The organism is Nonomuraea sp. NPDC050783 (assembly GCF_040802095.1).
Lineage (GTDB): Bacteria > Actinomycetota > Actinomycetes > Streptosporangiales > Streptosporangiaceae > Nonomuraea.
Genome location: NZ_JBFAHK010000009.1, coordinates 152817 through 177876, shown reverse-complemented (window position 1 = coordinate 177876; position 25060 = coordinate 152817). Strand labels below are relative to the sequence as shown.

Below are 25060 nucleotides of genomic sequence, written 5' to 3'. Positions count from 1 at the left end.
GGACGCCGCCCGGGACGTCAGCGCGCGCTGAGGGGCCGCATGTCGGTCCACACCTCCTCGATGTGCGCCAGGCAGGCGTCCTTGGCGCCGCGGAACCCGGCCGCCCGCCACCCGGCCGGGACGTCCCGGCCGGCGGGCCACACCGAGTACTGCTCCTCGTCGTTGATCACGACCTGGTAGTCGTCCATGCGTTCTCCTTCACCGCGGCCCCGCGTTCGCGCAGGGCCTGGAAACCGATGAGATCGTCGGGCGGCGCGTCCGGCACCAGCTCGTCGAAGTCCCACAACACGCGGCGCCGCCGGGCGACCAGCACGCAGAGCGCGATGGCGGCGCCGAGCAGCACGTACAGCAGGCCGATGCCGCGGCCCTCGCCGGTGCCGATGACGCGGCCGACCGTGCCCGCGAGCGCGCCGCCGTCGGCGAGCAGCGGCTCCAGCAGGGACGTGCCCAGCGGCGCGACCACCGCGTACCCGATGGGCAGCGTCGAGAAGGCCACGAGCTGGTTGAGCGCGAACACCCGCCCGTGGTAGCGCTGCGGGATCTTCACCTGCACGATCGTCGTGTAGACCCCGTTGAGCAGCGTCAGCGACAGGAACAGCCCGAACACCCCCGCCGTGATCACGAGCAGGTCCTCCCGGGCGCCGATCACCATGGCCGAGACCGCCAGCGTCAGCGTGAACATGAGCTGCCCGCGGAAGCGCCGCACCCGCGGCCCGCCCCAGACCGCCATGCCGAGCCCGCCGAGGAACACCCCGAGCCCGCCGGCGAACGACACCCGTCCCACGTCGGCGATCGACGCGAACGACAGCACCAGCGGCGAGATCATCAGGAACAGCGCGGCCATGAACAGGTTGACCACCGCGAAGAACGTCACCATCCGCCGGAAGCCCTTGTTGCCCCACGAGTAGCGGAACCCGCCGACCAGCTCGGCCGCCACCGTCTCGCGCCGCCGCAGCGCCATGGTGGCGGGGAAGCGGATGAGCAGCAGGCTGCCGATCGCGATCGCGTAGCTGATCACGTCGAGGGCGAGGATGCCCTCCAGCCCGATGAGCGCCATCAGCCCGGCGGCGGCGAGCGGCACGATGAGCTGCGCGACGCCGTTGATCATGCCGACCACGCCGTTGGCGTGGCCGAGGAACCGTTTCGGCACGAGCTGCGGGACGGCCGACTGGTACGCCACCCGCTGGAACGCCAGCGCCACCGACAGGCAGGCCAGCAGCGGGTAGATGTGCCAGACCTGGAGGTTGCCGGTCCACAGCAGCAGCCCGAGCAGCAGTTGCGAGCCGAACGCGCCCGCGTCGCCGAGCAGCATCACCCGCCGGCGGTCGCTGCGGTCCACGATCGTCCCGGCGAGCGGCGCCACGACCATGCCCGGCACCAGCGCCAGCACCGAGAACAGGGCGAAGTCGACGAGGGAGCCGGTGGTCAGGTAGATCCAGAGCGGGACGGCGAACTCGGTCAGCGCCGATCCCACGATCGACACCGCCTGCCCGCCCGCCACCCCGAAGAACCGCCGCAGGCTGGGCCGCGGTCCGGCCTGCGCCCCCTGTGCCCCCTGTGCCCCCTGTGCCCCCTGCGGCCGCCGGGGCCCCGGCACCCCGGCGGCCGCCCTCGCCACGGCCGCCGGGACGTCGGAGGTGTCCGGGGTGAGCGCCGCGGCCGGTCCGTCCGCGACCGCCGGGGTCTCGCGGGAGACGCCCTGGAGCCACCACGTCTCCTCGCTGCCATCGGTCCGTTCCAGGGCGGCCGTGTCGCCCGCGGCGAGGGCGGCGTGCGTCCTGGTAACGATCTCCGCCAGCTCATCCGCCCGATATTTCACGAAAAAGTGTGCAGCCTCGTCCAGCACCGCGCACGCGGTCACCGGCGACAACACGTGCCACTCCCGGTACCGCTCCTGGTAGAACTCCATGATCGGATCGCGTTCCCCGGCCACCGCGATCACCGGTGCCGCCAGCCGGCCGGCGTCCTCCTCGAACAGCCGGGTGAAGTACCGCTCGGCCGCCCGCGTCCCCTCCCGGCGGTTGCGCACGATCAGCCGCAGCTCCTCCGGGCTGAGGTCGGACACGTCCAGCCCGGCCGCCGTGAGCGCGTTGACCCGCCCCTGGTCGCCACGCAGGTCGTCCAGCCGCTCGCGCAGCCGGGACAGCCGCCCGCCCGGCCGGGCGAACGGGAAGACGCCGCCCAGGTAGAGCGCCTCCACCTCGCGCCCGGCCCCGTGCAGCAGCCGGGCGATCTCCGCCGTGATCATCGCGCCGAGCCCGCAGTGCCCGTACAGCACCACCGGCCCCGCGATCCCGGCGCGGATCTCCTCGGCGCAGCGCCGCGCCACCTCCTCCGGCGGCATCGCCTCCTCGCCCAGCTCGTGCCCGGGCACGGCGATCGAGTACAGCGCCCAGTCGCCGGGCAGCGCGTCGGCCAGCGGCTTGTAGATCACCGCGCTGCCGCCCCCGTACGGCGCGCACACCAGCGTGGCCGTGACGGCGGACCGCGCGGGCGTGAGCCGGTGCAGCAGCCCGCCGCTCCCGGCCCCGTCGCCGGCCCGTGCCGACGAGGGCTCGCTGAGCAGCGCCGCCGTCTCCCGGACGGTGGTGTGCTTGAACAGGTCCATGAGCGTGAGCCGCCGCTCCGGCGCGATCTTCCGCAGCCGGGCCAGCACCCGCATGGCCAGCAGCGAGTGCCCGCCCAGCTCGAAGAAGTCGTCGAGGGCGCCCACCCGCGCGAGCCCCAGCACCTCGGCCCAGACCGCCGCGACGGCCTGCTCCGCCGGTCCCTCCGGCGGGACGAGGGCGTCCTCGCCGCCGGGCCGCTCGTCCTCCGGGTCGGGCAGCGCGGCGCGGTCCACCTTGCCGTGCGACTTCAGCGGCAGGTGGTCGAGCCACACGTACCGGGACGGGACCATGTAGTCGGGCAGCCGGTCGCGCAGCCAGGCCCGCACCTCGGCGGCCGGCGCCGGCGTGCCGCCCTCCACCGGCAGCAGGTAGCCGACGAGCCGGTCGCCGCGCAGCTCGGCCACCGCCTGCGCGACCCCGGGGCAGCCGGCCAGGACCGACTCGACCTCGCCCAGCTCCACCCGGTACCCGCGGATCTTGACCTGGAGGTCGCGGCGGCCGAGGAACTGCAGGCTCCCGTCCGGCAGCCACCGCCCGAGGTCGCCGGTCCGGTACAGGCGCGCGCCCGGCCCGCCGTCCGGGTCGGGCACGAACCGCTCGGCGGTGAGCGCGGGCCTGCCCAGGTAGCCGCGGGCCAGCCGGTCCCCGCCGAGGCAGATCTCGCCGGCGACGCCCACGGGGACCGGGCGCAGCCGTCCGTCCAGCACCCGCACCCGCGCGCCCGGCAGCGGCCGGCCGATCGGCAGCGTCGTCTCCCGCGCCGGCGCCGCCGGGTCCACGGCGAACGTGGTGATGCCGACCGTCGCCTCCGTCGGCCCGTAGTGGTTGACCACGGCGCAGCGGCCCAGCGCGGCCAGCTCGCGCGCCCACTCCCAGCCGGACGCCTCGCCGCCGAGCACGAGCAGCCGGCACGGCAGCAGCTCGGCCGGCTCCACCTCGGCCAGCAGCGCCGCCAGGTGGGACGGCGTGATCTTCAGGTAGTCGGCCGGGCGCTCGCGGAAGTGCTCGGCCAGCTCGCCCGCCGACGTCCTGGACGGCAGCAGGTCGAGCCGCCCGCCGGTCAGCAGCGCCAGGTAGAAGACCGTCACCCCGAAGTCGAAGGCCAGCGACTGCAGCAGCGCGAACGACGCCCCGGGCTCGACGGCGAACCGCTCGCGCACCCCGGCCAGGTACGTGACCACCTCCCGGTGCTGCACCGCGACCCCCTTGGGCCGCCCGGTGGTGCCCGAGGTGTAGATGACGTACGCCAGGTCCGCGGGCGTCACCCCGGCCTCCACCGGCGCGGCCTCCGTGGGCACCCGGCCCGGGTCGATCTCGGTCAGCCCGCCCGGCAGCGCGCCGCGCGCCCCCTCCGACGTGATCACCGTGCGCACCCCGGCGTCACCGATCAGGTACGCGATCCGCGCGGCCGGCTGCTCCGGGTCCAGCGGCACGTACGCCGCCCCGGCCGCCAGCACGCCGAGCAGCGCCACCGCCAGCTCCACCGACTGCTCCAGGCACACCGCCACCCGGTCGCCCGGCCGCACCCCGCTGCCCCGCAGGTGCCCGGCCAGCCGCCGGGCCCGGCGCGCCAGCTCCCGGTAGGTCAGCGCCTCGCCGCCGAACCACACGGCGGGCGCGTCGGGGGTGCGGGCGGCCTGCGCGAACACCAGCTCGTGCAGCAGCCCGGCGCCGAGCGGCGCGGGCGGCGCGGCCGTCTCCAGCGCGGCCAGCCGCGCCCGCTCGCCCGCGGGCAGGATCTCCAGGTCGGCCACCGGCGTGCCGGGCGCGGACACGGCGTGGCGCAGCAGCGTCTCCAGCGAGGCCGCCATCCGCTCGGCCGTGCCGGCCTCGAACAGCGCCGTGTTGCGCACCAGCGTGCCGTCCAGCCCGCCGTCGGCCGCCTCGTGCAGGTACAGGCTCAGGTCGAACCGGCTGACCGTGGTGTCGGCGTGGAACCACGACAGCTCCAGCGGCCCGGACTCCACGGGCCTGGCGGTGTAGTTCTGCAGCGCGAACATCACCTGGAACACCGCCGGCCTGCTGACGTCCCGCTCCACGTTCAGCTCGTTGACGAGCTGGTCGAAGGGCAGCTCCTGGTGGGCGAACGCGTCCAGCGCCGTGTCGCGCACCCGCGCCAGCAGCCCGGCGAACGTCGGCTCGCCGGACAGGTCCGCGCGCAGCGCGAGCGTGTTGACGAACATGCCGGCCAGGCCGTCCAGCTCCGGCAGCCCGCGCCCGCTGACCGGGCTGCCCACCGCGAACGCCTCCTGTCCCGACCACCGCCCCAGCAGGGCCTGGAAGGCGGCCAGCAGCACCATGTACGGCGTGGCGCCGCGCGCCTCGGCCAGCGCCCGCACCGCCCCGGCCAGCTCCGGGTCCAGCCGGAAGCCGTGCGCGGCCCCGGCGAAGGTCTGCTCGGCGGGGCGCGGCAGGTCCGTCGGCAGCTCCAGCGGCGGCACCCCGGCGAGCTGCGCCCGCCAGTAGGCGACGTCGGCCCGGTACGCCTCCGTGCCGGCGCGCTCGCGCTGCCAGAGGGCGTAGTCGCCGTACTGGACCGGCAGCGGCTCCAGGGTCCGGCCGGCGTGCAGCGCGAACAGCTCGTTCAGCACGACGTCCCAGCTCCAGCCGTCGGCCACGGCGTGGTGGGCGGCCAGCATGAGCACGTGGTCGGCCGGGCCGAGCCGGACCAGCAGCACCCGCAGCAGCGGCCCCGCCGCCAGGTCGAACGGCCGCGCCAGCTCCGCCGAGATCAGCGCCCGCGCCTCCTGCGGCGATCCGGCCGCCGCCGTCAGGAACGCGGTCGCCGGCTCGGCGTCGATCACCACGCGCGGGGTGCCGTCCTCGCCGGTCACGAAGCGGGTGCGCAGGCTCTCGTGCCGGGCCGTCACCTCGTGGACGGCCCGCCGCAGCGCGCCGGCGTCCAGCTCGCCCCGCACCCGCGCCGTGCAGGAGACGGTGTAGGCGGCGGTGCCGGGCACGTACTGCTCCAGGAACCACAGCCGCTCCTGCGCGTGCGACAGCGGCGGCGGCGTGCCGGGCGGGCGCGGCGGGATCGTGGTCGCCGCGGTCCGCCGCCGCAGCCGCTGGGCCAGCAGCGCCCGCTTGGCGGGCGACAGGCCGGCGGGGGAGGACCCGGGGGCGGACAGGCTGGTCACGGCACCTCCGTCGGGTCGAGCAGGCGCAGCGCCTCCTCGTCGGACAGGCCCTCCAGCTCGGCCAGCAGGATCTCCTCCGTGGCCGCCGCGAACCGGGCCAGGGTGCGGCAGGTGAAGAACGTCCTGATGGGCACGTCCACCTCGACGGTGGCGCGCAGCCGGGCGGCGGCCCGCACGGCCAGCAGGGAGTGGCCGCCGAGCTGGAAGAAGTCGTCGTCCACGCCGACGCGGGCGACGCCGAGCAGGTCGCCCCACACCTCGGCGACCAGCGCCTCGGCGTCGGTGCGGGGGGCGACGTAGGCGGGGCGCGGGCCGGTGCCCGCGGTGCCGACGGTGGGCGGGGCGGGCAGCCGCTCCACGCGGCCGTCCGCGTGCCACCGCGCCCGCTCGCCGGTACGCACGCCGTCCCGCCACAGCTCACCGACCGCCCCGGCCGTCACCGGCCACCCCCACGGATCCAGCACCCGCTCGAACGTCGCGCCGTCCCCCGGCGCGTCGGGCGCCCCGGGCGGTCGCTCAGGCGGCGCGGCGGCCTCCGGCGCCCGCTCGGGCGGCGCGCCGGCGTCCGGGGTGTCGCCGGTGCGGGCCAGCTCCGACAGGGGCAGGCCCGGATCGGCCGCCGCCACGCCGAGCAGTGCCAGGCAGCGCGCGGCCAGCCGCTCGACGGTGGCCGCCGCCAGCAGCGCCGCGTCGTAGCGGAAGGTCAGCCTCAGGCCGCCGCCGCCGTCCGGGACGACCTCCAGCGCCAGGTCGTGGTCGAGGTCGGCGGCCCGCGGCGCGAACGGCTCGCCGAACCCGGCCGCCTCCGGCGGGACCTCCTCCCGGACGGTCAGCGTCGTCTGGAACAGCGGCTCGCGGGCCGCGTCCCGGTCCACGCCGAGCGCGGTGACGAGCCGTTCGGGGGAGAGCGCGGCGTGCTCGGCGGCCTCCCGCTCGGCGTCCCCGGTCCGGCGCAGCAGCTCGCCGAAGGCCGGGTCGCCGGACAGGTCGCCGCGCACCACCAGGTGCCGGGTGAGGTGCCCGGCGACCCTGGCCAGCTCGGGCCGCTCCCGCCCCGGCACCGGCAGCCCGATCATGAACCCGGTCTGCCCGGCGTGCCGGGCCAGCAGCACCTGGTACGCGGCCAGCAGCACCGTGGACAGCCCGCCCCCGGCCTCCGCGCCGAGCCGGCGCAGCGCCCCGGCCCGCTCCGCGTCCAGCCGCACCTCGTGGCCGGCGGGGACCCGGACGGGGACGGCGGGCCGGGGCCGGTCCAGCGGCAGGTCCAGGACCGGTGCCCCGGCCAGCCGGGCACACCACTGCTCCAGCGCGGGCTCGGCCAGCCGCTCGCGGCGCGCCCGCCACAGCGTGACGTCGCCCGCCTGCACGGGCGGCGGGGGGACGTCCCGGCCCTCGTACAGCGCGGCCAGGTCGGCCAGCAACACCGGCAGTGTCCGCTCGTCGGCCGCGATCGGGTGCGCGGCCAGGCACAACACGTGGTCCCCGTCGCCCAGGCGGATCAGCGCCGCCCGCACCGGCGGCCCGGCGGCCAGGTCGAACGGCCGCCCGGCCAACTCGCCGACCAGGCGCTCCGCCAAGCGTTCCGCCGGCCCGCCGACCGGCTCGCCTGCCAGGCGCTCCGTCAGGTGTTCCGCCGGGCCGCCGACCGGCTCGCCCGCCAGGTGCTCCGCAGGCTCGCCGGGCAGGTCGTGCCGGGTCAGCGGCAGGTCGTGCCGGGTCAGCGGCAGGTGGTGCTCGTCCTGCACCACGGCGCGCGGCCGGCCCTCGGCGTCGGCCTCGTAGCGGGTGCGCAGCGCCTCGTGCCGCGCGGGCAGCGCCGCGACCGCGTCCGCCAGCGCGGCCTCGTCCAGCGGCCCGCGCAGCCGGCGGGCCAGGCTCAGGTGGCCGGAGGTGTCGCCGTCCAGGTAGGAGTGCAGGAACCAGAGCCGTTCCTGGGCGGGCGACAGCGGCGCCGCCGTCCCGGTCTCCCGGGGCCGCAGCGGCACGTCCGCGCCGGCCGGCCCGCCGGGCGCGGGCAGCGCCCCGCGGTCGATCTTGCCGTTGGGGGTGAGCGGCAGGCCGTCCATCGGGACGACCACCGACGGCACCATGTACGCGGGCAGCCGCTCCGCCAGCCGCTCCCGGACGTCGCCGGGGACGTCCCCGGCCAGGTAGGCGACCAGGCTCTCGCCGCGCACGGCGGCCGCCGCCTGCCGCACCCCCGGCAGCGCCTCCAGCGCCGACTCGACCTCGCCCAGCTCGATGCGGTGGCCGCGCAGCTTGACCTGGTTGTCGGTACGCCCGAGGTACTGGAGCGTCCCGTCGGCGCGCATCCGCACCACGTCGCCCGTCCGGTAGAGCCGCCCGCCGGGCGTCACCCCGAACGGGTCCGGGACGAACCGGTCGGCGGTGAGCCCCGACCGGTGCAGGTACCCGTGGGCCAGGCCGTGGCCGCCCAGGTACAGCTCCCCGGTGTGCGCGGGCTCGCCGTGCTCGTCCAGGACATAGACCTGGGTGTTGCCGATGGGCCGGCCGATGGAGACGTGCGCGGGTTCCTCCGGCACCTCCCAGGCGGTGGACCAGATCGTCGTCTCCGTCGGGCCGTAGACGTTGAACAGCCGGCCGGTCCGCGACCGCAGCTCGCGCGCCAGCGGCTCGCTCAGCGCCTCCCCGCCCGCCAGCGCGGTGACCGAGGGCGCGGCGAAACCGCCGGCCAGCAGCACCCGCCAGCCGGACGGCGTGGCCTGCACGTGCGTGACGCCCTCGGCGCGGACCAGCTCGCCGAGCAGCGCCCCGTCCAGCGCGGCCGCCGCGTCCGCGATCACCGTGCGGCCGCCGGTGACCAGCGGCAGGTACAGCTCCAGCCCGGAGATGTCGAACGACAGCGAGGTGAGCGCGAGCCAGGCGTCGTCCGGGCCGGCGTCCAGCAGCTCGCGCATCGCGACGAGGAAGTTCAGCAGCGCCCGGTGCGGCACCACGACGCCCTTGGGGCGGCCGGTGGAGCCGGAGGTGTAGAGCACGTAGGCGGGGTCGGCGGGACGCACCTCGACCCCGAGGCCGCTCCCGCTGTACGCCGACAGGTCGTCGTCCAGCGCCAGCACGGCCGCCCCGGTGCCCCTGGGCAGGCGCTCGCGCAGCTCGCCGGGGGCGAGCACGACCCGCGCGCCGGAGTCCTCCAGTACCAGTTCCACCCGGGCGGCGGGGTAGTCGGGGTCCAGCGGCAGGTAGGCGGCTCCGGCCTTGAGGACGGCGAGCATGGCGGCCAGGGTGCGGGCCGAGCGTCCTGCGTACAGGGCGACGACGTCGCCGCGGCCCACGCCGGCCTCGATCAGGCGGCGGGCCAGCCGGTTGGCGGTGGCGTCCAGCTCGCCGTAGGACCAGCGCGCCGCGCCGTCCACCACGGCCACCCGCTCCGGGTCCCGCGCCTCGAACAGCGCCGTCATCCCCGGCACGCCGGGCAGCGCCAGCGCGGTGCGGTTCGGGCCGCGGACCAGCCGCTCCCGCTCCTCGCCCGTCACCCGGCACAGCCGCGACAGCCGCGCCCCCGGCTCGCCGGCGGCCGCGTCCAGCAGGGCGGTGAACCGCCGGGCCAGGCCCGCCACGGTCGCCGCGTCGAACAGCGCCGCCTCGTACCCGAAGACCAGCTCCAGCCCGCCCGCCGCCGGCCAGGCGTCCAGCGTCAGGTCGAAGCGGGCGGGCGCGTACTCGGCGGGGAACACCTCGGCCGTGGCGTCCCCGACCCGCACCGGCGCGCCGTCGTCCTGGGTGTGCAGGATCATCATGGTCTGGAACAGCGCGTGGCCGTCACCGGCGCCCAGCCGCTCCATCGGCACGTCGCCGTGCGCGAGCGCGCCGAGCACCGCCTCCCTGGTGCGCGCCAGCAGCTCGGTGAACGCCGGGTCGCCCGACAGGTCGCCGCGCAGCACCAGCGTGTCGGCCAGGAAGCCGACCAGCGGCTCCAGCTCCACCCGGTCCCGCGCGGCCACGGCGGTGCCGACGGTCAGGTCGTCCTGGCCGGCGTGCCGGGCCAGCAGCGCCTGGTAGGCGGCCAGCAGCACCATGAACAGCGTCGTCCCCGTCCGGCGGCCGAGCTCCTCCAGCGCGGCCACCGTCTCCCGCGGCAGCCTCACCCGGTGGAACGCGCCGCGCCGCGCCGTGCCGGGGGAGCGCGGCCGGTCGGCCGGCAGCTCCAGCGGCGGCGCCCCGGCCAGCCGCTCCCGCCAGTACGCCAGCGCCGTGTCGCCCGCGCCCGCCGCCTCCCGCTCGCGCCGCCAGTACACGACGTCCCCGTAGGAGAGCGACGGCGCGGGCGGCTCCCGGTCCTCGTAGCAGGCGGCCAGGTCCGACAGCAGCACGTTCTGCGACCAGCCGTCGCCGATCACGTGGTGGAACACCACGCACAGCACGTGCTCCTCCGCCGCGAGCCGGATCAGCGTGGCCCGCACCGGCGGCGCGGCGCCGAGGTCCAGCGGCGCGTTCACCCGCTCGGTCGCCAGCCGCCGCGCCGCCGCCTCGCGCTCGCCCGCCGGCAGCCCGGACAGGTCCACCCGCTCGACCGGCAGCGGCCGGGGCGGCTCGACCACCGCGACCGGCATGCCGTCCACCTCGGGGAAGCGGGTGCGCAGCGGCTCGTGCCTGGCCACGACGCGGGTGAGCGCGTCCACCAGCCGGGTGGTGTCGAGCCGGCCGCGCAGCCGCCGCGTCAGGTGGAGGTTGTAGCTCGCGTCGTCCGGGTCGAGCCGGTAGAGGAACCACAGCCGCTCCTGGCCGGGCGAGAGCGGTGGGGCGGTGCCCGCGGGGCGCGGACGCAGCGGCGCCGGCGGGTCCTTCAGCTCCTCCAGCGCCCGCGCGAACGCCGCCACCGACGGGTGCGCGAACAGCGCCGCCACCGGCGCCTCGACGCCCAGCCGCCGGGTCAGCCGCGCCGCCGCCCTGGCGGCCAGCAGCGAGTGGCCGCCCAGCAGGAAGAAGTCGTCGTCCGCGCCCAGCGACCCGGGCTCGCGGCCGAGCACCTCGGCGAACACCTCCGCCACCGCCAGCTCGGCCGCCGTCCGCGGCGCGGCGCCCGCGCCGCCCTCCGGCGCCTCCGGCTCCGGCAGCGCCCTGCGGTCGATCTTGCCGTTGGGGGTGAGCGGCAGGCGGTCCATCGGGACGACCACCGAGGGCAGCATGTACGCGGGCAGCCGCGCGGCCAGCCGCTCCCGCAGGTCGGCGGGCACGTCGCCGGTGAGGTAGGCGACCAGGTTCTCCCGGTGCACGGCGGTGACGGCCTGCCGGACGCCGGGCAGCGCCTCCAGCGCCGACTCGACCTCGCCCAGCTCGATGCGGTGGCCGCGCAGCTTGACCTGGTTGTCGGTACGCCCGAGGTAGCGCAGCTCGCCGCCCTCGACGCGCACGACGTCACCGGTCCGGTAGAGCCGCCCGCCGGGGACCGTCCCGAAGGGGTCGGGGACGAACCGGTCGGCGGTCAGGCCGGGCCGCCGGTGGTATCCGTGGGCCAGGCCGTGGCCGCCCAGGTGCAGCTCGCCGGTGTGCGCGGGCTCGCCGTGCTCGTCCAGGACGTGGACCTGGGTGTTGCCGATGGGCCGGCCGATGGAGACGTGCGCGGGTTCCTCCGGGACCTCCCAGGCGGTGGACCAGATCGTCGTCTCCGTCGGGCCGTAGACGTTGAACAGCCGGCCGGTCCGCGACCGCAGCTCCCGGGCGAGCGGCAGGGTCAGCGCCTCCCCGCCGACCAGGCCCGTGACGGCCGGGTCGGCGTAGCCGGCGGCCAGCAGCACCCGCCAGCCGGACGGCGTGGCCTGCACGTGCGTGACGCCCTCGGCGCGGATCAGCCCGGCCAGGCGGTGGCCGTCCCTGGCGGTGGCCGGATCGGCGATCACGGTGCGGCCGCCGGTGACCAGCGGCAGGTACAGCTCCAGCCCGGAGATGTCGAACGACAGCGAGGTGAGCGCGAGCCAGGCGTCGTCCGGGCCGGATCCCAGCAGCTCACGCATGGCGACGAGGAAATTCAGCAAGGCGCGGTGCGCGATGACGACGCCTTTCGGGCGGCCGGTGGAGCCGGAGGTGTAGAGCAGATAAGCGGGATCAGCAGGATCGACCGCCACCTCTACATTTACAGCGCTATAAGCGGATAAATCGTCATCAAGGGCTAAAACGGGCGCCGTGCTGCTCGCGGGTAAACGTTCGCGCAGCTCGCCGGGGGCGAGCACGACCCGCGCGCCGGAGTCCTCCAGTACCAGTTCCACCCGGGCGGCGGGGTAGTCGGGGTCCAGCGGCAGGTAGGCGGCTCCGGCCTTGAGGACGGCGAGCATGGCGGCCAGGGTGCGGGCCGAGCGTCCTGCGTACAGGGCGACGACGTCGCCGCGGCCCACGCCGGCCTCGATCAGGCGGCGGGCCAGCCGGTTGGCGGTGGCGTCCAGCTCGCCGTAGGACCAGCGCGCCGCGCCGTCCACCACGGCCACCCGCTCCGGGTCCCGCGCCTCGAACAGCGCCGTCAAGGCGGGCACGTCGGGCAGCGCCAGCGTGGTGTCGTTCATTTCGGGGAGTTCGCGCATGCGCCAACCTTCGTCGGACAGGCGGGGATTCGTGGGAACGCTCCCACGGGACGTCAGGGTAAGGAGCGCTTCCACTCACGGTCAACGACAGTTGAAGTTTTGATTGAATTACCCGCCGAAACCGGACGATAGCGCTTCTAGCTGCGGTTCCTTACAAGGTCGTTTCGGAAACATTACACAGTCTGTTCTCTTGACATTGCTGTGTCGTGATTCCACGCTCTTTCTGGAGGCGCTCCCTGGCCCATTTTTGGGAGCGCTCCCACTTTTTCCCCGCCCTCTGAACCTCCGGAGAACGGCAATGACACCGACCGAGGAAGTCGTCATGGGGATCTGGACCGACCTCCTGAGCACTCCTCCGACCTCCCTCGCCGATGACTTCTTCGCGCTGGGCGCGCAGTCGCTCACCGTGGTGCGCTTCCTGGCCGAGGTCCAGGACCGGTACGGCGTGGAGTTACCCGTGGACGAGTTGTTCGCCGGCGACTTCACCGTCGCCGCGGCCGCCCGGCTCATCGACGAGACGTCGCTCGGCGAGGTCGCCGACGACCAGCTCGCCGAGCTGCTCGCCGAGCTGGAGGGCATGTCCGAGGAGGACGTACGGGCCCTGCTGGACGAGGGCTCCCCGCTCGGCGAGTCCTCGTCGTGACGGACCCCGTGACCGGCCCCCTGACCGGCCCCCTGACCGGCCCCGTGATCGGCCCCGCCACCGGCGGGCCGCTGGCGCGCATGTTGCTGGTGGCGCACGGGAGCGACGGCGACGTGCTGCCGTTCGTCCGGCTGGGCGCGGTGCTGCGCGAGCGCGGGCACGACGTGACGCTGCTGACCCACGCCCCCTACGGCGACCGGGCGAGGGCGGCGGACCTGGACTTCGTCCCGATCGACACCCACGACGCCTTCGAGCGCTACTCCGCCGACACCGCGCTCCTCCCCGGCGGTCTGGGCACGCTCGACTGGCTGTCCTTCTACCGGCGCAACCGGCTGTTCGACCAGTTCGCCCTGGAGTGCCGCGCCCTCGCCGCGCGCGTCGTGCCGGGGCGCACGGTCCTCGTCGGCCGGCACACCTCGGCCCTGTCGGTGCTGGCCGTGCGGGAGCTGCTGGGCGTCCCGGCGGCGTGGGTGGCCGTGGCGCCGATCCAGCCGATGGCCGCCGGCATCGCCCGCCACCTGTACCAGCAGGTCCTGGCCGACGGCCTCGACGCCGTGCGCGGCGACCTCGGCCTGCCCAGGGTGGGCGACTGGCGGGCCTGGTTCGCCTCCGCCGACCTGCAACTCGGGCTCTGGCCGGAGTGGTTCGACCGGGCCGGCCCGGCCGGCGGCCCCAGGATCCGGCTGACCGGCTTCCCGCTGCCCGACGACGACGAGGCGGACCCCGTCCCCGGCGCGGCGGCCGAGCTGCTGGACGCGGCGGTCCGGCCGGTGCTGATCACCGGGGGCACCGGGCGCATGCTGCACGCGGAGTTCTACGCCGCCGCGGTGGCCGGATGCCACCGGGCCGGGCTGCCCGCGCTGCTGGTCGCCCCGCACGCCGAGGCAATCCCGCGACCGCTGCCGCCCGGCGTGCGGCGCTTCGCGCGGCTGCCGTTCCGCGAGGTCGTGCCCCGGGCCGCGGCCGTGCTGCACCACGGCGGGATCGGCACCCTGACCCGCGCCCTCGCGGCCGGGACCCCGCAGGTGATCCTCGCCCACGGCGCCGACCGGCCCGACAACGCCGCCCGCCTGGAGAAGGAGGGCCTGGCCCGCTGGCTGCCCGACACCCGCTGGGACGCGGACGAGGTCGCCGCCGCCCTGCACGCGGCCCTGCGCGACGGCCGCCACCCGCCCAGGACCGGCCCCCGCGACGCGGCCGGCGGCCTCGCCCTCGCCGCCGACCACCTGGAACGCCTGCTCGCCCCGCCCGGGTCCGCCCCCGGCGCGGCCGGACCCGCCCCCGGGCGGCGGCCCGGCCGCCCCGGGCACGGCGAGGTGAGCCTGCGGCTGGCCGGGCTGCCGGACGAGCAGCGCAGGCTGGTCGCCGCCCGGCTCCGCAGGCGGCTGGCCGGGCGGGAGGCGTGATGCGGATCCTGCTGGCCCAGAACCTCATCCACCTGCCCTCCCACGGCGGCGCCAACAAGTCCAACCGCCTGCTCATGGAGCACCTGGCCGCCCGCGGCCACGAGGTGCACGTGGTGGCCCCGCTCTCCGGCGCCCTGAGCACCGGCACCTCCTCCGCCCTCGACGACCTCGCCGCCCGCGGCGCGTCCCCCGTCCCGTCCGGCGACCCCGGCGTGCTCACCTACCGCCACCGCGGCGTGCGGGTGCACGCCGTGACCGATCCCGCGCTCCTGCCCGGGCACATCGCGCGGGTGGCCGGGCGCCTGGCCCCCGACTGGACGCTGGTCCCGTCCGACGACCCCGGCCTGGTGGTGCTGGGCGCGGCGCTGCGGGCCGCCCCCGGCCGGGTCGTCTACCTGGTCCACACCCTCCAGCAGCTGCCCTTCGGGCCGGGCGCGTTCTACCCCAGCGCGGCGGGCACCCGGATGGTGCGCCGGGCCGCCGGGGTGATCGCGGTCAGCCGCGCGGCGCGGGACTACTGCCTGCGGCACGCCGGCCTGCGTTCCACCGTCATCTATCCGCATGTGTACGACGAACCGCCGGCTCCCTCGTCCGCCGCCACCGCCCCGTACGTCACCATGATCAACCCCTGCGGCTACAAGGGCCTGCCGATCCTGCTCGGCCTGGCCGACGCCTGCCCCGGCGTCGCCTTCCAGGCCGTCCCCACCTGGGGCACCACCGACGCCGAGCGCGCCGAGCTGGCCCGCCGCCCCAACATCCGCCTCACGCCCCCCGCCGACGACCTCGGCGGCATCCTCGCCGGCACCCGCGCCCTGCTCATGCCCTCCCTCTGGGACGAGACCTTCGGCTACGCCTGCGTCGAGGCCATGCTGCGCGGCGTCCCCGTCCTGGCCGCCGACGTCGGCGGGCTGGCCGAGGCCAAGCGCGGCGTGCCGTACCTGCTGCCGGTCACCCCCATCGAGCGGTACGAGGCCGCCGCCGGCCAGGCCCGCCCCGTGCCCGTCGTGCCCGCCCAGGACCTGGCCCCGTGGCTGGCGGCCCTGCGCCGGCTCCTGGACGACCCCGCGCACCACGCCGACCTGGCCGCCCGCTCCGCCGGCGCCGCCCGCGCGTTCGTGCGGGGCCTGGACCGGGACGCGCTGGAGGCGTACCTGACCGCGCTCGCCCCGGCCCGCGTCCCCGCCCCGCCGCCGCCCCACCGCCGCGCCGCGCTGGCCAGGCTGGCCGCCGCCCGCGCCGCCACGAAGGGAGCCGCCACGTGAGCGCCGTCACCGGCGAGCCCGCCGTCCGGGAGGCCGGGACCGCCGGCCTGACCCCGCCGGCCGCCGCCGACCTCGACCGGCTGCTGCTCATCAGGCACTTCGAGAGCGCCCTGCTGCGCCTGTTCGGCGACGGCCTGCTCAGCGGCACCACGCACACCTGCCTGGGACAGGAGCACGTCCCGGTCGCGCTGAACCCCCTCCTGCGCGAGGACGACTTCACCTTCAGCCACCACCGCGGCCACGGCCACTTCCTGGCCCGCTACGGCGACGAGGCCGGCGCGCTGCTCGCCGAGATCATGGGCAGGCAGGGCGCGCTCTGCGACGGCGTCGGCGGCAGCCAGCACCTCTACCACCGCACGTTCATGTCCACCGGCGTGCAGGGCGAGAGCCTGCCGGTCGCGGTCGGCATGGCGCTGCGGCTGCGCAGGGCCGGGCACGGCGCGCTGGCCTGCGCCTACCTCGGCGACGGCACGTGGGGCGAGGGCTCGGTCTACGAGGCGCTCAACCTGGCGGCGCTGTGGCACGCCCCGCTGCTGGTCGTCGTGGAGAACAACGGCATCGCCCAGTCCACGCCCACCGAGCGCGGCATGGCCGGCACCATCGCGGGCCGGGTGGCCGCGTTCGGGATCCCGTACCTGCGGATCGACTCGATCGACCTGGCCGCCGTCCGCGGCGAGCTGGCCGGGCCGGTCGCCGCGGTCAGGGAGGGCTCCTTCCCGCTGGTGGTGGAGTTCGTCACCCGGCGGCTCGGGCCGCACAGCAAGGGCGACGACACCCGCGGCGAGGACGAGCTGCGGCGGGCGCGGGCCGCCGGCTGGTACGAGCGCTACGCCGCCGCCTTCCCCGACCGCTTCGCCGCGGCCGACGGGTTCTGGCGGCGGTACGTGGACGACCTGGTCGCCGAGGTCTCGGCGCGTCCCCCGGCGTACTGGACGGTGCGATGAGGGAGCCGGTCCGCGCGGAGCGGGTGTCGGAGCACCTGAACCGCGCGCTGCACGACGTCCTGGCCGCCGACCCCACGGTCCACGTGCTGGGCGAGGACATCGCCGACCCGTACGGCGGCGCGTTCAAGATCACGAAGGGGCTGTCGTCGCGGTTCGGGGAGCGGGTGCGCTCGACCCCGATCAGCGAGGGCGCCATCGTCGGCGCGGGCGCCGGGCTGGCGCTGGGCGGTGACAAGGCCATCGTCGAGATCATGTTCGCCGACTTCGCGGCGCTCGCCTTCGACCAGCTCCTCAACTTCGCCAGCAAGTCCACCTCCATGTACGGCCGGCCGGTGCCGATGCCGCTGGTGGTGCGCTGCCCGTCGGGCGGCGGGCGCGGCTACGGGCCCACCCACAGCCAGAGCCCGCAGAAGCACTTCATCGGCGTCCCCGGGCTGTCGGTGCTGGAGCTGACCCCGTTCCACGACGCGCGCGCCCTGCTGGAGGGCAGCCTCGCCGCCGGGCGGCCGGCCGTGTTGTTCGAGGACAAGGTGCTCTACACGCGGCGGATGTTCCGCGACGGCGTCGTGGACGAGCTGTTCAGGTACGAGCTGGTGGCGGACGTCGCCCGGGTCGGCGTCGAGGGCGTCACCGGCTACGACTGCACGATCGTCGCGCCCGGCGGCATGGCGCACCGCGCGCTGGAGGCCATGCGGGAGCTGCTGCTGGAGCACGACGTGCTGTGCGAGCTGCTGGTGCCCGCCCGGCTCCACCCGTTCGACCCCGGCGCCGTGCCGCCGCGCGGCCGGCACGTGTGCATCGCCGAGGACGGCACGGCCGGCGGCACGTGGGGCGCGGAGGTGGCCACCCGGCTCTACCCCCTCCTGTGGGGGCGGCTGGCGCGGCCGATCACGCTCGTCAGCGCCGCCGACAGCATCATCCCGGCAGCTCCCCATCTGGAACGAGAGGTGCTCGTGCACGCCCGTACCATCCGCCAGGCCGTCCTGGAGGCGCTGGCATGAACGGCGTCGTCGTCCCGAAGATCAACAGCAACGACGCGCGCTACCTGCTGGTCGAGTGGGTGGCCGCGGACGGCTCGACGGTGCGGCCCGGCGACGTGCTGGCCCTCATCGAGACGTCCAAGACCGTGGAGGAGCTGGCCGCCGAGGGCGGCGGCGTGCTGCGCCACCTGGTGGCCGAGGGCGCCGAGTGCCTGCCCGGCCAGACCATCGCCAGCCTCGCCGACGGCACCACCCCCGAACCCCCGGAGCCCGCCGCGCCGGAGCCCGCCGCGCCCGAGCCCGCCGCGCCCGAGCCCGCCGCCCCCGCCGCCCCCGAGCCCGGCATGGTGATCACCGCCCCGGCCCGCCGCCTCATGGCCGAGCTGGGCATCGGCGAGGACGCCCTGCGCGCCCTGGGCAAGAAGGTGATCCGCCGCGAGGACGTGACCGCCCTGCCCGGGCCCCCTCCCGGACCGGCCGGCGGGCCGGTTGACGGGCCGGTTGACGGGCCGGCCGGCGACGAGATCGCGCTGCCGCCGTCCCAGCACCGGGTCGCCGAGGTCGTCACCCGCTCCCACCGCGAGGTCCCGGCCGCCTACACCGCCGTCAAGGTGGACGTGGAGGACGCCCTGCGGCTGGCCCGCGAGCTGACCCCCGCCCTGCGCACCCTGGTCGGCCTGCCGGAGCTGCTGGTCAAGGCCGTGGCGGGCCTGGCGGGCCGGTTCGAGCTGCTGTTCGCCACACCGGTCGGCCCCGGCCGCGTCCGCCGCGCCGCCACCGCGCACGTGGGCGTGACCATGGACGTCGGCAAGGGCCTGTTCGTGCCCGTCGTGCACGACGCCACCGGCCGCCCGCTGCGCGAGATCTCCAGGACGCTGATGGCGTACCGGCTGGCGGCGCTGCGCGGCGGCCTGCACGAGCAGGACCTGTCGGGCGGCAACATCACGCTCACCCTGCACAACGAGAGCAGCGTCACGCTGGCGATCCCCATCATCCTGCCCGGCCAGGTCTGCGCGCTGTCCCTGGCCGCCCCGCAGCCGGAGGTCGTCCCGGCCGCGGACGGCTTCGCCGTCCGGCACACCGTCCACCTCGGCCTGGCCTACGACCACCGCTACGTCAACGGCCACGACGCGGTCGTCTTCCTGGACGCCGTCCGCGCCGCGCTGGAGGCGCCCGCCGCCCTCACGGCCGGGGAGCCCGCGTGACCCGGGCGGGCCTGCCCGCCGACCGGCGGGAACTGGTGACCCGGCTGCTCGCCCGCAAGGCCGCCGCCGCGGCCGTCCCCGTGCTGCCGCGCACCGGCGAGCCCCTGGAGTGCTCCCACGAGCAGCGCCGCATCTGGCTGGCCGGGCAGGCCGCCCCGGAGTCCGCCCCGCCGAACGTCACCCTCGGCCTGGCGGTGACCGGCGAGCTGGACCTGCCGCGCCTGGCGGCGGCGCTGGGCGGGCTGGTGTCCCGGCACGAGGCGCTGCGCACCCGGTACGCCGCCCCCGACGGGCTGCCGCACCAGGTGGTCCGCCCGGCCCAGCCGGTGCCCTTGGAACTGGTGGACCTCACCTGCCTGCCCGGCCCCGACCGCGAGCCCGAGGCGCTGGAGCTCGCGCGGGCGGCGGCGGGGGAGCGGTTCGACCCGGCGCGGGGGCCGCTGCTGCGGCTGACCGTCTACCGGCTCGGGCCCGCCGAGCACCGGCTGCTCCTGGCCTGCCACCACATCGCCTGCGACGGGGCCGGCGTCGCGCTGGTCGCGGCCGACCTGGCCGCCCTGTACGCCGGCGAGGAGCTGCCGCCGCCGCCCGTCCCGCAGTACGCCGACTACGCCGCCTGGTCGGTGCGCCGGGCGGCCGAGCGGGCGCCGCGGCGGCTGCCGTACTGGAGGGAGCGGCTGAAGGGCCTCGAACCGCTGTTCCCGCGCCTTCCCGCCGCGACCTCGCCATCCCCGGCGGACGGCGGCCGGAGCAGCGCGGCGGCGAGCGTCAGAGTCGAGCGCGCCCTGGTGGACCGGCTGCGGGGCGACGCCCGGACGGGGGGCGGGCCGGTCACCCCGTTCGCCGCGCTGCTGGCGGCGTACCTGGTCGTGCTGCACGGGCTGACCGGCCGCCGCGACCTCGTGGTGGGGACGGTCACCTCCGGCCGGGCCCGCCGCGAGCTGGAGCCGGTCGTCGGCTGCTTCATCAACCTGGTGCCGCTGCGGGTGAGCCTGGACGGCCTGACCGGCTTCCCCGCCCTGCTCGCCCGCGTCCGCGAGACGGTGGCCGGGGCGCTGGCCAACGAGGTCCCGTTCGACACGCTGGTCTCCGGCCTCGGCGGCCACCGCCTGCCCGGCGTGCACCCGTCCTTCCAGGCGGCGTTCGTCCTGCGCGCCGATCCCGCGCCGCCGCCCGGCTGGGCGGGCCTGCGGGCCCGCGTCTGGGAGCACGAGGTGGACGACGCCGGCTTCGACCTGGGCCTGACGGCCACGCCGCGCGGCGGCGCGTACGAGCTGACGCTCACCGGCCGCCTGGCCCGCTTCGCCCCCGCCGAGCTGGCCGCCCTCGCCGGCCGCCTGGCCGCCGTCGTCCGGGACCCGGCTGGCGATCCGGCGAGCCTCGGCTACAGTGGGAAAGAGATCGAGTAAGGCATCAGTGACACAGGGAGGCAGGGCCCGTCCCGGCGGGCTCGCTGTTTTGACGGGTCTGACGAGCAGCTTGGGGCAGGACGAGACCGGAGCCGTGTGGCGAGGAGCCCCCTACCCGGTCCTGATGGTGGACGCCTCGGGAGTCATCGCCCAGGCCAACGACGCGGCGCTGGTGCTGCTGCCCGGGGCGGTCCCCGGCGCGCTCCTGGCGGACGCCGCCCCCGCCTGGCTGTCCCTGGCCCACACCCGGGTCCTCGACCCCGCCGCGTCCCCGGCGCGGGGCCCGATCGGGCCGGGCACGTACGAGGCGCGGCCGGTGCCCGCCGCCGACGTGGTGACCTGGTGGCTCACCGACGCCACCGACCTCGAACACGCCACCCGCTCTCTGCGCGTCGAGCGCGAGCGGACCGCGTTCCTGGACCAGGCGTCCAGCGAGCTGCTGTCCTCGCTCAACCTCGACCGCTGCATGGAGGTGACCGCCCGCCTGGCCGCCCGCCACCTGGCCGACGCCGCGCTGGTCATCCTGCCGCCGGCCCGCCGCCGCCACCCGGTCGCCTACTGCGGCCCCGACGGCGTCGTCGTCCACGAGGAGCTGGCCATCGACGCCGGGGCCGTGCCGGGCCTCGCCGAGGCGCTGCGGGGCTACCCGCCCCTGCCCTCCCGCTGGATCGATCCCGGCGCCGCCCCCGGCTGGCTGGCCCGCGAGGGGTTCGGCGAGGTGGGCTCCCTGGTGGTCAGCGCCCTGCCCGGGCACGGCGTCCCCGCCGGGGCGCTGGTGCTGCTGCGCGGCAGCGGCCACGCCGGCTTCTCCGAGGGCGAGGAGGTCTTCGCCCGGCTGTTCGCGGCCCGCGCCGGCGCCGCCATGGCCGCGGCCCGCCTGTACGCCGAGCAGACCGGCATCACCGAGACCCTGATGCGCGAGCTCCTGCCGCCCCGCGGCCGCGACCTGCACGGCGTCGAGGTCGCCGCCCGCTACCGCCCCTCCGAGCACACCGCCCGCGTCGGCGGCGACTTCTACGACCTCCACCCGCCCGCCGAGCCCGGCCAGGAGTCGCTGGTGGTGCTCGGCGACGTGGCCGGCAAGGGCCTGGAGGCCGCCGTGCTCACCGGCAAGATCCGGCACACCCTGCACGCCCTGCTGCCGCTGGCCGGCGACCACCAGCGCGTGCTCGAACTGCTCAACGGCGTGCTGCTGACCGGCGCCGACCGCACCCGCTTCGTCACGCTCGTCCTGGCCTCCGTCCTGCGCGCCGGCGGCCGGGTACGGCTGCGGCTGACCAGCGCCGGGCACGCGCCGCCGCTCATCGTGCGGGGCGACGGCCGCGTCGAGGAGGCCCGCACCAGGGGCACCCTCATCGGCATGCTGGAGAGCATCACCAGCGTCACCGACACCGTCGTGCTCGAACCCGGCGAGACCTGCCTGCTCTTCACCGACGGCATCACCGAGGCCGTCGGCGGCCCGCTGGGCGACGAGATGTTCGGCGAGGAACGCCTGCTGGACGAGCTGCGCCAGTGCGGCGGCATGCCGCCGGAGGCCATCGCCGAGCGGGTGGAGATGTTGTCGGCGCAGTGGGTGGGCGACGGCGACCACGACGACATGGCCGTCATCGCCATCACCGCGCCACGTGGCGCCCACCTCAGCGCGGTGGGAGGGCACGGACGGGGGAGGTTCACCGCATGACGGACGCGACCGGGTTCTCCGCCTGGCGGGACAAGCTCTGGCAGGCCGCGGTGGCCGGCGACGAGTTCGCCGCGGCGGACGTGGCGCTCGCCGCGCTCGACCACCGGATCCCGGTGGAGACCCTGCTGCTGGAGATCGTCGCCCCCGTGCAGGCCCGCGTCGGCCTGGAGTGGGAGGCCGACCGGATCACCGTGGCGCAGGAGCACACCGTGACCGCCATCAACGAACGGGTGCTCGCCGCGCTTGCCCACCACCCGGTCGCCCGGCGCACCGCCGCCGCGGCCCGGCACGCCGGCCGGATCGCCGTCGCCTGCATCGACGGCGAGTGGCACGCCATGCCCGCCCGGATCCTGGCCGAGGTGCTGCGGCTGCGCGGCTGGCGGGTCGACTACCTCGGCGCGCAGGTGCCCACGCCGCACCTCATCGCGCACCTGCACCGCACGGTCTACGACGTGGTGGCGCTGTCCACCTCCATCCCGGCCCGGCTGCCCGCCGCGCACGCGGCCATCACCGCCTGCCAGGCGACCGGCACGCCGGTGATCGTCGGCGGCGCCGCGTTCGGGCCCGACGGCCGCTACGCCCGCCTGCTCGGCGCCGACGCCTGGGCCCCCGACGGCCGGGCCGCCGCCGACCGGCTCGCGGCTGCCCCGCTGCCCCGCCCGACGGCCTCCCGCCAGGCCGCGGACGACCTGCCGCATCTGGACGACCAGGAGTACACCCTGGTCAGCCGGTCGGCCGGGCGGCTGGTCCGGGAGATCATGAGCGGCCTGCCCGAGCGCGTCCCCGCCATGGCGGGCTACAGCGAGCAGCAGCACCGGCACACCGCCGAGGACGTCGCGCACATCGTCGACTTCCTGGCCGCCGCGCTCTATGTGGACGACCCCGGGCTGTTCACCCGCTTCCTCACCTGGACGACCGGCGTCCTGACCGCCCGCGGCGTCCCGGCCGGCGCCCTGCTGCCGGCCCTCGACCTGCTGGGCGGGCTGCTGGAGGACTTCCCGCGCGCGACGGCCCTGATCCGGCGGGGCCACGACGCCGTGCGCGCCGCGTCCGCGCAGGCGCCCCCGCGCAGGCCCCCTCCGTAAACTCCTCCCGCCCGCCGACTCATCCGACGACGACCGCGTCTCTGGCCACGGAAAGACCGCATGACCGCCTTCGTTCCCGACCCGCTGATCCTCGCCCTGGACACGCCCCACCCGGGGGCGCTGCGCGTCGCCCTCAAGGGCGACCTGGACTTCACCACCGCCGGCGAGCTCCTGGCCGCCGCCGTCGCCGCGATCGAGGACCGCGCGCCGGCCGACCTGTACCTCGACTGCGGGGGCCTGCGCATCTGCGACTCCAGCGGGCTCGCGATCCTGCTGACGGTCCGCCGGCACGCCACCGCGGCCGGGGCGCGGCTGCACCTGGACGACCGCCCGCCGGTGCTCGACCGGCTGCTGGAGCTCAGCGGCACCTACGAGCACCTCGTCGGAGCCCCGGCTCCGGCCTCCTCGCGGTGGTCCTCAACCCAGGACTGACCCGGACGGGCCCGGCCCCCGGGCTCAGCCCGCCTGGACCTGCCCGGCCGCGCCCGGCACCGGGCGGCTCACCCGCAGCAGGGCCGCCGCCTCGGCCACGGTGTCGCCCATGGCGATGTGCTCGGCCAGCCCGGTGCGGTGCATCATGATGGCGCAGATCGGCGGCGGGCACGCCACCGCCAGGTCGTGCCCGGCATCCCGCACCTGCTTCCACAGGGCGATCACTACGGCGAGCCCGGAGGAGTCGAAGAACTCCAGCCCGCCCAGGTCGAGCACGAACCGCCCCGCCGCGCTGCCGCCCCCGTCGCCGTGCCCAGTGGCCACGACCGCCGTCATCCACTCCCGGAACCCCGGAGCGCTGATGAAGTCGAGGTCACCGCTCAACCGTACGACCAGGCAACTCTCCGAGCTTCCCGTCTCCGCCCGCAACCGGGGCCCCCGCCAGCTCATCTCGCGCCTCTCACCTCCGGTGGCGTTTTCCCTACCCGTCATGTTCCGGCACACGCCACCTCGTCCCGCCAAGAGTACGAAAAACGAAGGCGCACCGCTCGCGCGAAACGGCGGTTATGGCGAGATGAGGGGAGACGACCCGTACCTCCCGGTGTGGTCTGCGCTGCGGGCGCGTGATCGGGGTAGGTTGGCCGACCATGCAGGATCACCGATCCCCGTCCGGCACCCAGCGGCCACCGGCGGCCCCCACCCGCGTTCCCGCCCGTGTACCCGCCCGTGTTCCCGCCCGTGTTCCCGCCCCTCTGCCTGCCCGCCTCGCGGTGGCGGGCGTGGCGCTCGCCGTCGCGGCCGGGTGCGGTGGCGCGGCCCCGCCCGCGTCCGGCCCGCCGGACCCGCCGGCGGCCGCCCCGCGCTCGTCCTCTTCTCAGCCGTCCTCTTCTCGGCCGGCCTCCTCCCCGCCGGTCTCCTCCCACCCCGCCTCGCCTCGCCCGGACGCGAGCACCGGGGCGTCCTCCGGCGAGGCGTTGCCCGCGCCCGGCGCGCCGATGCCCGGCGACCCCGCCCGGCTGGCGGGCGCCCTGCGCACGACGACCGCCGCGCTGAACGCCGCCATCGACCGCTGGAAGGCCGCCAAGGGCGACCCGCCACGGGACGTCCAGCTCCTGGCCCTGCACCAGCAGCGCCTCTACCGCCACGCCGCCCGCCACCCCGCCCTGGCCCGGCGCGCCTTCGCCCGCCTGCCCGCCGCGCTCGCGGCCCGCTCCAGGGACGACACCGCCGCGATCCGCGAGCTGCTCGCCCTGGCCCGGCCCATCAAGCCGTCGGCCGTGTTCAGGGTCCAGCCGGCCCGCCCGGCCGCCGAGCTGCTCGGCCACTTCAAGCGGGCCGAGCGCCGTTTCGGGGTGGAGTGGGAGGTGCTGGCGGCGGTGATGTTCGCCGAGACCAAGTTCGGCCGGGTGCGCTCCGACAGCCACGCCGGCGCGCAGGGCCCGATGCAGTTCATGCCGGCGACCTGGCGGGCGTACGGGATGGGCGGCGACATCCAGGACCCCCGGGACGCGATCATGGGCGCGGCCAACTACCTCCGCGCCACCGGCGCGCCCCGCGACTACCGGCGGGCCCTGCACGCCTACAACCCGTCCCAGGCGTACGTGAACGCCATCCTCCTGCACGCCCGCCAGATGAAGCGCGACCCGCGCGCCTACTACGCGTACTACAACTGGCAGGTGTTCGTGATCACCACCGCGGGCGAGCGCCGCCTGACCGGCCCGGAGTGACCCG

Annotated in this window: 15 protein-coding genes; 11 read left to right on the top strand and 4 right to left on the bottom strand. The window is 76.5% G+C overall.

All coding sequences use genetic code 11. From position 1 onward, the window contains the following. Positions 1–17 precede the first annotated feature (17 nt). Genes AB0H75_RS25255 through AB0H75_RS25245 form a run of 3 tightly spaced genes read right to left on the bottom strand, consistent with a single transcriptional unit; the run spans position 18 to position 12282 of the window. A complete protein-coding gene (locus tag AB0H75_RS25255) occupies positions 18–188 on the bottom strand; it encodes an MbtH family protein (protein ID WP_367800034.1) in 171 nt (56 codons plus the stop codon). Next, complete coding sequence (locus AB0H75_RS25250) at positions 167–5746, bottom strand: amino acid adenylation domain-containing protein (protein WP_367800032.1); 5580 nt, start codon at positions 5744–5746, stop codon at positions 167–169. The genes AB0H75_RS25255 and AB0H75_RS25250 overlap by 22 nt, the downstream gene beginning before the upstream one ends. Next, complete coding sequence (locus AB0H75_RS25245; protein WP_367800030.1) at positions 5743–12282, bottom strand: amino acid adenylation domain-containing protein; 6540 nt, start codon at positions 12280–12282, stop codon at positions 5743–5745. The genes AB0H75_RS25250 and AB0H75_RS25245 overlap by 4 nt, the downstream gene beginning before the upstream one ends. Positions 12283–12604: 322 nt before the next feature. Between AB0H75_RS25245 and AB0H75_RS25240 the strand changes: the two genes are divergently transcribed. The 10 genes from AB0H75_RS25240 to AB0H75_RS25195 all read left to right on the top strand — a co-directional run bounded on the left by AB0H75_RS25240 (position 12605) and on the right by AB0H75_RS25195 (position 23329). Next, positions 12605–12925 carry a phosphopantetheine-binding protein gene (locus AB0H75_RS25240; RefSeq protein WP_367800028.1) on the top strand — a complete coding sequence of 107 codons (321 nt, stop codon included), beginning with the start codon at positions 12605–12607 and terminating at the stop codon, positions 12923–12925. After that, entirely contained in the window at positions 12922–14331 is a 1410-nt protein-coding gene (locus AB0H75_RS25235) for a glycosyltransferase (RefSeq protein WP_367800026.1), read from the top strand. The genes AB0H75_RS25240 and AB0H75_RS25235 overlap by 4 nt, the downstream gene beginning before the upstream one ends. Then, positions 14331–15593, top strand: a complete 1263-nt coding sequence (locus tag AB0H75_RS25230) for a glycosyltransferase family 4 protein (RefSeq protein ID WP_367800024.1) — start codon at positions 14331–14333, stop codon at positions 15591–15593. The genes AB0H75_RS25235 and AB0H75_RS25230 overlap by 1 nt, the downstream gene beginning before the upstream one ends. After that, positions 15590–16537: a thiamine pyrophosphate-dependent dehydrogenase E1 component subunit alpha gene (locus tag AB0H75_RS25225; protein ID WP_367800022.1), complete on the top strand. Its 948-nt coding sequence runs from the start codon at positions 15590–15592 to the stop codon at positions 16535–16537. Before AB0H75_RS25230 ends, AB0H75_RS25225 begins: the two co-directional genes overlap by 4 nt. Beyond that, entirely contained in the window at positions 16534–17538 is a 1005-nt protein-coding gene (locus tag AB0H75_RS25220) for an alpha-ketoacid dehydrogenase subunit beta (RefSeq protein ID WP_367800020.1), read from the top strand. The genes AB0H75_RS25225 and AB0H75_RS25220 overlap by 4 nt, the downstream gene beginning before the upstream one ends. Beyond that, positions 17535–18722, top strand: a complete 1188-nt coding sequence (locus tag AB0H75_RS25215; protein WP_367800018.1) for a 2-oxo acid dehydrogenase subunit E2 — start codon at positions 17535–17537, stop codon at positions 18720–18722. Before AB0H75_RS25220 ends, AB0H75_RS25215 begins: the two co-directional genes overlap by 4 nt. Next, positions 18719–20131, top strand: coding sequence for a condensation domain-containing protein (locus AB0H75_RS25210; RefSeq protein ID WP_367800016.1), 1413 nt, complete (start codon positions 18719–18721; stop codon positions 20129–20131). Before AB0H75_RS25215 ends, AB0H75_RS25210 begins: the two co-directional genes overlap by 4 nt. Before the next feature lie 70 nt (positions 20132–20201). Further along, the gene (locus tag AB0H75_RS25205; protein ID WP_367800014.1) at positions 20202–21812 is read left to right on the top strand and encodes a PP2C family protein-serine/threonine phosphatase; all 1611 of its coding nucleotides are present in this window, start codon (positions 20202–20204) and stop codon (positions 21810–21812) included. Beyond that, positions 21809–22897, top strand: coding sequence for a B12-binding domain-containing protein (locus AB0H75_RS25200; RefSeq protein WP_367800012.1), 1089 nt, complete (start codon positions 21809–21811; stop codon positions 22895–22897). Before AB0H75_RS25205 ends, AB0H75_RS25200 begins: the two co-directional genes overlap by 4 nt. Before the next feature lie 60 nt (positions 22898–22957). Beyond that, positions 22958–23329: an STAS domain-containing protein gene (locus AB0H75_RS25195; RefSeq protein WP_367800010.1), complete on the top strand. Its 372-nt coding sequence runs from the start codon at positions 22958–22960 to the stop codon at positions 23327–23329. A gap of 24 nt (positions 23330–23353) precedes the next feature. Here the strand turns inward: AB0H75_RS25195 and AB0H75_RS25190 are convergent, their stop codons facing one another. Further along, positions 23354–23779 carry an STAS domain-containing protein gene (locus AB0H75_RS25190; protein ID WP_367800008.1) on the bottom strand — a complete coding sequence of 142 codons (426 nt, stop codon included), beginning with the start codon at positions 23777–23779 and terminating at the stop codon, positions 23354–23356. A 329-nt stretch (positions 23780–24108) separates the two neighbouring features. Here AB0H75_RS25190 and AB0H75_RS25185 point away from each other — a divergent pair, with 329 nt between their 5' ends. After that, positions 24109–25056 (top strand): lytic murein transglycosylase, encoded by a 948-nt coding sequence (locus tag AB0H75_RS25185; protein ID WP_367800006.1) that lies wholly within the window; start codon positions 24109–24111, stop codon positions 25054–25056. Positions 25057–25060 lie beyond the last annotated feature (4 nt).

Bases quoted from the DNA above. Each gene is read 5' to 3' on its own strand.
- AB0H75_RS25195 (WP_367800010.1), top strand. From the start codon at position 22,958: ATGACCGCCTTCGTTCCCGACCCGCTGATCCTCGCCCTGGACACGCCC.
- AB0H75_RS25220 (WP_367800020.1), top strand. From the start codon at position 16,534: ATGAGGGAGCCGGTCCGCGCGGAGCGGGTGTCGGAGCACCTGAACCGC.
- AB0H75_RS25240 (WP_367800028.1), top strand. From the start codon at position 12,605: ATGGGGATCTGGACCGACCTCCTGAGCACTCCTCCGACCTCCCTCGCC.
- AB0H75_RS25215 (WP_367800018.1), top strand. From the start codon at position 17,535: ATGAACGGCGTCGTCGTCCCGAAGATCAACAGCAACGACGCGCGCTAC.
- AB0H75_RS25190 (WP_367800008.1), bottom strand. From the start codon at position 23,779: ATGAGCTGGCGGGGGCCCCGGTTGCGGGCGGAGACGGGAAGCTCGGAG.
- AB0H75_RS25255 (WP_367800034.1), bottom strand. From the start codon at position 188: ATGGACGACTACCAGGTCGTGATCAACGACGAGGAGCAGTACTCGGTG.
- AB0H75_RS25230 (WP_367800024.1), top strand. From the start codon at position 14,331: ATGCGGATCCTGCTGGCCCAGAACCTCATCCACCTGCCCTCCCACGGC.
- AB0H75_RS25245 (WP_367800030.1), bottom strand. From the start codon at position 12,282: ATGCGCGAACTCCCCGAAATGAACGACACCACGCTGGCGCTGCCCGAC.
- AB0H75_RS25200 (WP_367800012.1), top strand. From the start codon at position 21,809: ATGACGGACGCGACCGGGTTCTCCGCCTGGCGGGACAAGCTCTGGCAG.